The organism is Novosphingobium meiothermophilum (genome assembly GCF_003171715.1).
GTDB classification, from domain to species: domain Bacteria; phylum Pseudomonadota; class Alphaproteobacteria; order Sphingomonadales; family Sphingomonadaceae; genus Novosphingobium; species Novosphingobium meiothermophilum.
This window is the reverse complement of record NZ_QGHL01000014.1, coordinates 68595-76666: the sequence shown is the minus strand read 5'-3', so window position 1 is coordinate 76666 and position 8072 is coordinate 68595. Positions and strand designations below refer to the sequence as shown.

Annotated in this window: 11 protein-coding genes; 4 read left to right on the top strand and 7 right to left on the bottom strand. The window is 59.5% G+C overall.

The genetic code is table 11. The annotated features are described in order from the left end of the window. Window positions 1-728: 728 nt before the first annotated feature. Genes DKM43_RS13015 through DKM43_RS13005 form a run of 3 tightly spaced genes read right to left on the bottom strand, consistent with a single transcriptional unit; the run spans window position 729 to window position 2554 of the window. Window positions 729-1127, bottom strand: coding sequence for a DUF6527 family protein (locus DKM43_RS13015; protein WP_109798927.1), 399 nt, complete (start codon window positions 1125-1127; stop codon window positions 729-731). After that, window positions 1117-2298, bottom strand: a complete 1182-nt coding sequence (locus DKM43_RS13010) for a ThiF family adenylyltransferase (protein WP_109798926.1) — start codon at window positions 2296-2298, stop codon at window positions 1117-1119. The genes DKM43_RS13015 and DKM43_RS13010 overlap by 11 nt, the downstream gene beginning before the upstream one ends. Then, window positions 2273-2554, bottom strand: coding sequence for a multiubiquitin domain-containing protein (locus DKM43_RS13005; RefSeq protein WP_109798925.1), 282 nt, complete (start codon window positions 2552-2554; stop codon window positions 2273-2275). Before DKM43_RS13005 ends, DKM43_RS13010 begins: the two co-directional genes overlap by 26 nt. Before the next feature lie 194 nt (window positions 2555-2748). Here DKM43_RS13005 and DKM43_RS13000 point away from each other — a divergent pair, with 194 nt between their 5' ends. The 4 genes from DKM43_RS13000 to DKM43_RS12985 all read left to right on the top strand — a co-directional run bounded on the left by DKM43_RS13000 (window position 2749) and on the right by DKM43_RS12985 (window position 5986). Beyond that, the gene (locus DKM43_RS13000; protein ID WP_109798924.1) at window positions 2749-3072 is read left to right on the top strand and encodes a helix-turn-helix domain-containing protein; all 324 of its coding nucleotides are present in this window, start codon (window positions 2749-2751) and stop codon (window positions 3070-3072) included. Window positions 3073-3154: 82 nt separating this feature from the next. Beyond that, on the top strand, window positions 3155-3943 hold the full coding sequence (locus DKM43_RS12995) for an ImmA/IrrE family metallo-endopeptidase (protein ID WP_161554090.1): 789 nt from the start codon (window positions 3155-3157) through the stop codon (window positions 3941-3943). Window positions 3944-3958: 15 nt separating this feature from the next. After that, window positions 3959-4855: a DUF4238 domain-containing protein gene (locus DKM43_RS12990; protein ID WP_109798922.1), complete on the top strand. Its 897-nt coding sequence runs from the start codon at window positions 3959-3961 to the stop codon at window positions 4853-4855. Window positions 4856-4951: 96 nt separating this feature from the next. Beyond that, window positions 4952-5986 carry a virulence RhuM family protein gene (locus DKM43_RS12985; protein ID WP_109798921.1) on the top strand — a complete coding sequence of 345 codons (1035 nt, stop codon included), beginning with the start codon at window positions 4952-4954 and terminating at the stop codon, window positions 5984-5986. A gap of 96 nt (window positions 5987-6082) precedes the next feature. On the opposite strand, the gene DKM43_RS12980 is transcribed toward DKM43_RS12985, so the two are convergent. From DKM43_RS12980 to parA, 4 genes are all read right to left on the bottom strand, one after another. After that, a complete protein-coding gene (locus DKM43_RS12980; RefSeq protein WP_109798920.1) occupies window positions 6083-6619 on the bottom strand; it encodes a hypothetical protein in 537 nt (178 codons plus the stop codon). A 70-nt stretch (window positions 6620-6689) separates the two neighbouring features. Then, entirely contained in the window at window positions 6690-6857 is a 168-nt protein-coding gene (locus DKM43_RS16585; RefSeq protein ID WP_201739869.1) for a hypothetical protein, read from the bottom strand. Window positions 6858-7078: 221 nt separating this feature from the next. Further along, window positions 7079-7345, bottom strand: a complete 267-nt coding sequence (locus tag DKM43_RS12970) for a ribbon-helix-helix domain-containing protein (RefSeq protein WP_109798919.1) — start codon at window positions 7343-7345, stop codon at window positions 7079-7081. Continuing rightward, window positions 7342-8031, bottom strand: a complete 690-nt coding sequence (gene parA / locus DKM43_RS12965; protein ID WP_109798918.1) for a ParA family partition ATPase — start codon at window positions 8029-8031, stop codon at window positions 7342-7344. Before parA ends, DKM43_RS12970 begins: the two co-directional genes overlap by 4 nt. Window positions 8032-8072 lie beyond the last annotated feature (41 nt).

Genomic DNA, 8072 nt, shown 5'->3' with positions numbered 1-8072 from the left:
GCCGGATCGCCGCTCGTCGTAACGCCGCAGCAAAACGCATCATCAAACCCAGTGACCGCTAACTGAAACGGGTGCGGCCTTCACCGGATGGATACACTAGGTTTGCACCGAGTTCAGATCTTCTCCGCCGCATTTTGTAGAGAACTGGAAGAAACTGCCGTTCCCCACTCGTTCCTTGAAACTACCCCTGCTAAGTGAGAGCCATCAGAAACCACATTGCAAGTCTTGGATGGTCTGGCGGTCGCGTCGGGTTGGCTAAACACTCTGGCGGCGCGATCCAATGCTGCAACCAGCAGGGGTCCGATCAAAGCAGCACCCGAGTCCGAAAGGCAGAGCGGGGATCGGCGAGGTGAGACGGCCTCGTAAGCAACTGCTAAGCCCCCGGCTGTCTCGGACCGGAAGCGCTCGTAACGCAATGGCTGGCTCCGAAGGACATCTGTTAAGCGGGAGGGCCGGACTGCCTCTGCTGCGGCGGGGGCAGTCGTCCTATGCCCGCGAAGCCCGACTTCACCAACGGTCATCACAGCTTCCCCTGCTAACATGCGAGGGGCCTCGAACAGCTCCATACATCGCAAAACAGCTGAAAATCGGCGGCGGCCGGAAAGTCGACCAAATTCTGCAAAAATTCTTCGCCCTCCGGCCTGCCCGGTATCTTACCGGTTGGGCCGTGACGGCTCGACCAATTGCCAATGCCCGTCGAGATCGGCATCGCTTGCCCAGTGAAGGCCTCAGCGACCACCAAACAGCGCCTTGAGCCATGCCCAGAGCCTGCGCGCATACGAACTCCGCGCCCGCGCGGCGAAATAGGCTTCACGTGCGGTATGTTCCCTCAGACGCCCTTGCTGGACTTCGGCATCGTTCCATTGACCTGCCCAATGGATCTCGCCGTCGCGGATTACGTAGTGTGAGCGGCACGGCCGCTGCCAACTACCCACTGAGGGCCAGAGCGAAGGGCCCCGGCGACCGGCCACGACCGACCATGCCGTCGGCCCAAGCGGTGTTCGAATTTTGTTGCCGCAACCGCAGGCACAAAGATGCGCGGCTGTCCGGTACTTCTCGGAGACGTAGAGAACGTTGGGCTCAAGCTCTTTCGGCATGAACTCGACACGGCGCAGCTCAATCCTCATCGCCCTGCCTCACAGCGTGCATGTCACCAAGTTCGAAAAGTAGATTATAGAGCGGCTCGTCATCGACATAGAAGCCGAGATGCTTCTTGTAGAGGATCACGGCGAGGCTCGCGTTCAACGCGTTCAGCTCGGCAATTTGGATGTTCGCCTTGTAGATGTCGTCTTGCGCATCATGCGTCGGAGCGAGCTGCATTGCCTTTATCTCCGCGCCGCGGTCACGTGGGAAATGCGTCACACGCATGCTGCCCTTGATCGATCCGTTGCGACGCGCCAGCCCCATACCAACGTCGATGAACGAGATCCCCTTCGCGATCAGCAGATCTATGATGGCGGCGCGCGCGGTACCTTTGTCGACGCAGACGAAAGCAAATGTGACGCCATCCAGCTCCTCATGGCTATCGGCATCGATAAACTTCGTCTCAATCTTCAGACCATGTCGGAAATTCTCGTAACGAGCCGCGAAGACTTCCGCCTTCGGCAGTCCGAGCTCGGCGACGTCAAGACGGCCGGGCGACCGGTAGGCGTTGTGGACGTGGTAGCCGTCGGCATCATAGCCGCGAACCTCGCGCGTCGGCGTCTTTACCATAAAATCCAGAACGTAGCCGCCGGTTCCGCCAAGGCCGATGATGGCGACGATTTCGTCCCTGAATGCTGCAGCAAGATCGCTGATCTCTGCGCGGGCTGTCAGCATGTCCCTAAACTTGAATACGCTGTTGTCGGCCCCCTCGCCATAGACGTGGAACGTGAGCGGCGTGACGTCGTACAGCTCCATGGCGGGACCGGAGATGATCGCCACGTAGCGCTCGATCTTGTCGAAGAAATCTACGTAGTCGTCATTCGGCTTGTTCGAAAACTGGCGCTCGACTGTGACCAAGGGTTCCGTCTTGCTGAGCGGCACGCTGTGCGGCGTGTCGCCGAGATTGGGAATCGGCCGGCCGTCGAGACCGTGAGGCACTCCGCCCGCGAATGAAACCTGATGGTTCTGCTGCTGGACCCTCGCTTCGTCAATGAATACCAGAAGGGTTGCGATTGCTCCCCACTTCAGGGCGCGTTGCTCATCGAGGTAGGGGATATCCCGCACAACGAGATAGTTGCTGTCGAATGTGACGGCATATCCCCGCTCGACCAAGCGCCGGATGTCGTGGTTACGACTGACCAGTGTCGGTAACATTGAATTCCATCCCGTCCTTCACCTTCACCGATGCGCCAGGCGCCAAGATCCCTTCGTGCTTCTTTCCTTCGCCCTTGCGGTAGGTCACCGAGTAGGTGCGCTCAGGATGCTGCGGGAAATCCGGGAACTCGAGCGTCACCACCTCGGCGTAGCTGATTTTCGAGCCTTTCGGCCATTCGTGCGGCGTTGCCTCGACGATGATTGTCACCGTCTTGTCCTTGCCTTTCTTGTTGTCGTCATCGTCCAGTTCAGCCATTTCAAATTCTCCAAAAGTGGCTGTTTTGTCGGCTAGTATGAAAACTGCGCCGCCGACGTCCCGCAGTTCATCTCGCGATCCGACCATCGAGCGAGGTTCGGTGTCGCAATATGAAAAGTATGGCGAAACCGAGTTCGGTTGTCAAGTACGTCGCGTTAGGTTAAGACCGAACAGAACGTTTGTAAGGAGGATCAATGGCATCGGCGCTCGGAACGAAAATCAACGAGCTGCGCCGCGGAAAGGGTTTGACCCTCGAAGAGCTTGCAAAGGCAACCGGCAGCTCGAAAAGCTATATGTGGGAGATTGAAAACAAGGATGTAGCAAGGCCATCGGCCGAGAAGCTTGATCGTATCGCGGCGGCTTTAGGCGTCACTGCCGACTATCTGATCGACGCCACCGCGGCCGCGCCAACTGACGACATCCATGATCGCGCCTTTTTTCGAAAATTCCAAAAGGCGGATCCGGCGGTGAAGGACAAAATAAAAAAAATCCTCGACGTGCTTGATGAGGACGACTGACCCGACCAGTCACCGGGGTTGGGCGGTAATGCTCAGCCAGATGTGGGGCCCGCATTTCCCCGTGTCCGTGGAACGCATAGCAATGGAGTACACAACGCGCTTCACCGATCCGGTGCTTAAGATCGTGGAAGCCGACGTTCCGACTTTTGAGGGTGCGCTCTATCCGTTGAGGAAGAAGGGTGGTTGGGCGATTCTCTTCAATCCCACCATCACTTCGCCGGGCCGTATCAATTACACCCAGGCCCACGAGCTCGGGCACTATTTCGCACATCGGGAGCATGCGCCTGCCGGCTTTGAATGCGGCCAGCGCGATGTGCTCGGAGAAGCCGGCCAAGCCGCTCTGCGCCAGCAGGAGCGTGAAGCTGACGAGTTCGCATCGTATCTCTTAATGCCATTGGACGACTTTCGGGCCCAGGTCGCATCCGCGGCGATGAGCCTGGATCTGCTGCGCCATTGCGCCGATCGCTATGGGGTCTCTTATACGGCGGCTGCATTAAAGTGGATCGAAGCCACCGAGCGGTGCGCTGCAGTCGTCGTCGCCACCAATGGCTTTATTTCTTGGTGCCGGCGGAGCAAGGCGGCCGAACGAGCACGAATCTACTATCCCTCGGGCATGGAACTGCCAGCCAGGTCCGTTGCCGCCCTTGGCGGTACAGCGCAGCGGAACGAAGGGACGGTCCTACCGCCTGGCGTTTGGCATTCGGCAGCGGTTCGCGAGATCGCGATCTTCGCCGACCGCTACGAGATGACGATCTCGCTCCTTGTTTTCGACCATGATCGTATGGCAGGCGACGGCTGGCAGGACGAGGAGGTCGAAGATGCATTGGACCGATTTGAATCGTCTGTCGCCCCGCGCCGAATATTTGACTGACTTCTCAGCGCACCAATGACCAAAAAAACGGCGCGTCCGAAACGGCACCATTTCATTCCGCAAATGATGCTTCGGCATTTCGCCGATGACGACGGTCAATTATGGTTCTGGCGCCGCGATCTGATGCCGGGCGATACTCGTAAGACGAGCACTCAGAACCTGTTTGTGGAGAAGGATTTATATACCTTCGTCCAAGGCAACGGTGAGAAGGATGTTGCGCTTGAGACCTTCTTTTCGAACTTGGAAGGTGTTGGCGCGGCTTTTATAAATGGCCTCGCGGCAATCGTCAGGGGCGGCCGGGAACCAGAACTCGATGCCGGCGCATGGGAGTTTTGGAGTCATTTCTTCTATTTTCATCTAAAGCGGACGCCGGGAGCGATTGCCGCGTTTGCCGAGCAGATGAACTTCGATGAGCTCGTTCGGCAAACCGCCGCCAAGATCAAGGCGATCCGATTGGAGACAGGTGGAGATGCCAACGAGGAGAACCTCGAGGAAAAGATTCGGAAGAATGCGACCGTGATGGCCCAAGCGGCCAAACCAAGCGCAGAGGTTCTTGCGGCGTTCGAACAGATGGGTCTAGCCATCTACAAGGTAGCAAATTCTCGAAAAAGCTTCATCGTCACCGATGTCCCCGGCGCCACCGCCCGCTTCAAGCTGCCTGACGGCAGCATGTCGAAACCAACCCTATTTGTACCCCTGACATGGGATATCGCTGTGGGCCAACTTGCTGGGGGCCGGCGCGTCGAGGTAGTCACAGTGGATGCAGATCAAGTTAGGCGGATGAATGAGGCGTCGGCTGCACGCTCGCTGGTGATTGCCGGCCGCTCAGCCGAACTCATAGGCTCTTTAGCAAAGATGGTGCCTTACCGCGGTGTGGAACGCCTTGAGGAAGCACAGCGAGGCGCGTCGTAATGGACAAACGCCACGGCGGTGAAATCTCCGTCAGCGATGATTGAATGTTGGTCAAGCGTTGAGCGATGACGGCTATTTTAAGGAGCTCGGCTACTGATGTCCGGGGAAATCATCCAGTACCAGACGGAAGACGGAGTCACCGTCATTCGCCTTCGGGCGAGGGACGGCAGTGTCTGGCTGAGCCAGGCCGAAATGGCCGAGCTGTTCCAGACCACCAAACAGAGCATCAGCCTCCATGTTCGGAACATCCTTGAAGATGGTGAGCTGGAGGAATCGGCAACTGTCAAAGAAAACTTGACAGTTCAGACCGAGGGAAAACGCAAGGTTTCCCGTCAGATCCTGCTCTACAACCTGCAAATGATCCTCGCGGTCGGCTTCCGCGTGCGTTCGCTGCGGGGCATGCAGTTCAGGCGCTGGGCGTCAGAGGCGCTGAGCGAGTATCTGGTCAAGGGCTTCGTCATGGACGACGAGCGCCTGAAAGAGCCGGACAACGACTATTTCGAAGAGCTGCTCGCCCGGATCCGCGACATTCGTGCGTCGGAAAAGCTGTTCTACAAGAAGGTGCTCGATATCTACGCCACCGCCGTGGACTATGATCCCAAGGCCGAGACGAGCCAGCAGTTCTTCCAGACGGTGCAGAATAAGATGCACCACGCTGCCCATGGCCAGACGGCAGCGGAAACCAAACTGGCCCGCGCCGATGCCGCCAAGCCGATGATGGGGCTGACCAGCTGGCCCGGCGAGAAGCGGGGGCGCCTGCCCACCAAGCAGGATGCGCAGATCGCCAAGAACTATCTGCAGGATGAGGAGATAGAGACGCTGAACCGCATCACCGTCGCCTTCCTGGAATTTGCCGAGGCCATGGCGAAGAACCGCAAGCCGATGCACATGGCCGACTGGATCGCCAAGCTGGACGACTTCCTCAAGCTGGGCGATCACCCGCTGCTCGATGGCGCGGGCCGGGTTTCCGCCAAACACGCGCAGCGCCATGTCGATGCCGAATACGACCGTTGGCACAGCCGCGCTATCAACGCGCCGAGTGCCGTGGAGCAGCATTTCATCGAGGCGACCGCCAAGGTGAAAAAACTGGCCGCTGACAAGCCTGCCAAGGGCAAGGGCGGTGCGAAATGATCCCTGAGGGGTGGCAAGAAGCGACAGCGGAAGAGCTATGCAGCCGCATACCTCCTGCGTGCCGTTTTTCAATGCCGCGCAAGTGAAGACAATAGACTAGGTCTTTGTTGCAATGGCGACTTTTCGCAACGCCTCAACCTGCTCTTCTCGCTGCGACATGAGCCGTTCGCCTTCTTGCGAGATGAGATCACCAAAGTTGAGCTTTGCTTCTCGGTACAAATAGAACAGCGCGCCGCAGCTGATTGGATCGAAGCGCCATTCTGATGTGGCGAGTTGCAGGAGGCGCTCAAACAGGAAGGCACGCTCGTTGTCGGTGGTGGTGGCCAGTGCCGCACGGATCATCCATGCGGGGGCGGCGCGCAGCTCAAGGCGAGACACGTGCCAGACAGGCACCGCGATAAGCAGGATCGCGAGCAGGAAACCGATGGTACCGGAGAGGATTGGCTCTTCCGCGTGAAGCCCTGCTGCCAACGTGATCGACAACAGCATCAAGCTGGCAGTGAGCATGCTGGACACGACAATTCCGGTCCAGCGCCAATGGCGGATAACGGAAAACGCGACCCGCTCGATCACGGTAGTCGCCGGACGCGCGATGAAGGGCAGGCCGGACGCAGCGCGCTGGTTGGTGGTCATACTGGGCCTTTCGAATACCGATGACTCCGGACCTCGTCAGCTTTGAGACGCCAGACCAGAGCTAGAGTGCCTACCAAGGATCCATTCCGCTGCCGGTCGAACCCGGCGCATGATGATCATGGCCACGATGGGGATGATGGTCGTCCCAGCGATCCAGATTCTGGCCGAAGGGATTGCCGCCGACATCGACACCGCCGATTCCCGGCCCGGTCATGGGGAGCCCGGTGGCAGGGTTCATGGAGACGCCCTCGTCCACGGAGGGCTGCGGAGGGTCGCTAGATCCTGTGAATAGATCGGTCAGCCATTGGAACAGTCGCATCGGGTTTCTCCAGTAGATGAGGGGCTTCGACGGCTCGATTGCGCTGGAGCTGCCCTCATGTTCACACTTTCACATGCGCACAATCACACATGCCCACATCGCCACACCCCCTTTTTCTCCCCTCCCGGCCAAGGGATCGACTAGCGCCCAATCGGGCTCTCGCCGTACTTGCGCAGGACGTCGTCAAAGGCTTCGGCCATCAGGTCTTGAAGGCTGAGACCATTGCGCCGGGCACAGGTGTGCAGAGCGAGCGACAGCTCGGGCGCGAAGTAGCCGGAGATCGCCTTGCGGCCGACGCGGCTCGGCGGAGTCGGGACCTGAGCGACGACAGATGCTGGTGCGGTTGACGGGGGCGCCGCACCGTCATCCTTGGGCGTGCGGTCGGCAAGGTTGGCGAAGCGGTTCATGCGGATTTCCTCTCGTGGGCATGAGACTGTGAGCGTGTGGACATGTGGAGCTGTTCACATGCCCACATGTGAAGCTGTTCGATCTCGCTCGCCGCCTTTCCGCTAGGATCGAGTTCGAACACGGTCTGCCCGCCAGCGACTGCATGACGATAGGCGGCGCGGTCCGGCAGGATGATCGGACACGTCTGACCGCCGAACCCTGCCACCAGCTCGCGAGCGTCGGCATAGATGTGCGGCGCGTGGGGAGGCCCGGCGGTGAACACGACGAAGGCGGGGCGCGCCAGCAGCTCAACCAAACGGATTGTGGTGCGCATCGCGGCAAGGTCGAAGGCACTGGGGCGGCACGGGATGAGCACCAGATCGGCACACTCGGCAGCCTTGCTGGCGGTAAGGTCCGCGTGGGGCGGGGTGTCGATCACGATCAGCTCAGCACCCTGTTGGGCGGCCGCCGCGATTTTGGCCGGGATGCGCGGCGGGGCGCTGTCGATCACCTCGGGGGGCGTGCCCTGCCGCCAATCGGCCCATTGCGACGCGCTGGCCTGCGGATCAGTATCGATCAACAGGCTGATCCGCCCCGCTCGGGTGGCCGCCGCAGCGAGGTGGATGGCGAGCGTGGTTTTTCCAGCGCCACCCTTCTGACTGATGATGGCGACGGTTCGGGTGTGGGGATGTGAAGGCGTGGTCATGTGGATGCGTCCTCATGTTCACATGTGGGCATGTGAGGGTG

Bases quoted from the DNA above. Each gene is read 5' to 3' on its own strand.
- DKM43_RS16585 (WP_201739869.1), bottom strand. From the start codon at position 6,857: ATGAACCCTGCCACCGGGCTCCCCATGACCGGGCCGGGAATCGGCGGT.
- DKM43_RS12985 (WP_109798921.1), top strand. From the start codon at position 4,952: ATGTCCGGGGAAATCATCCAGTACCAGACGGAAGACGGAGTCACCGTC.
- DKM43_RS12980 (WP_109798920.1), bottom strand. From the start codon at position 6,619: ATGACCACCAACCAGCGCGCTGCGTCCGGCCTGCCCTTCATCGCGCGT.
- DKM43_RS13015 (WP_109798927.1), bottom strand. From the start codon at position 1,127: ATGAGGATTGAGCTGCGCCGTGTCGAGTTCATGCCGAAAGAGCTTGAG.
- DKM43_RS12995 (WP_161554090.1), top strand. From the start codon at position 3,155: ATGGAGTACACAACGCGCTTCACCGATCCGGTGCTTAAGATCGTGGAA.
- DKM43_RS13000 (WP_109798924.1), top strand. From the start codon at position 2,749: ATGGCATCGGCGCTCGGAACGAAAATCAACGAGCTGCGCCGCGGAAAG.
- parA (WP_109798918.1), bottom strand. From the start codon at position 8,031: ATGACCACGCCTTCACATCCCCACACCCGAACCGTCGCCATCATCAGT.
- DKM43_RS13005 (WP_109798925.1), bottom strand. From the start codon at position 2,554: ATGGCTGAACTGGACGATGACGACAACAAGAAAGGCAAGGACAAGACG.
- DKM43_RS13010 (WP_109798926.1), bottom strand. From the start codon at position 2,298: ATGTTACCGACACTGGTCAGTCGTAACCACGACATCCGGCGCTTGGTC.
- DKM43_RS12990 (WP_109798922.1), top strand. From the start codon at position 3,959: ATGACCAAAAAAACGGCGCGTCCGAAACGGCACCATTTCATTCCGCAA.
- DKM43_RS12970 (WP_109798919.1), bottom strand. From the start codon at position 7,345: ATGAACCGCTTCGCCAACCTTGCCGACCGCACGCCCAAGGATGACGGT.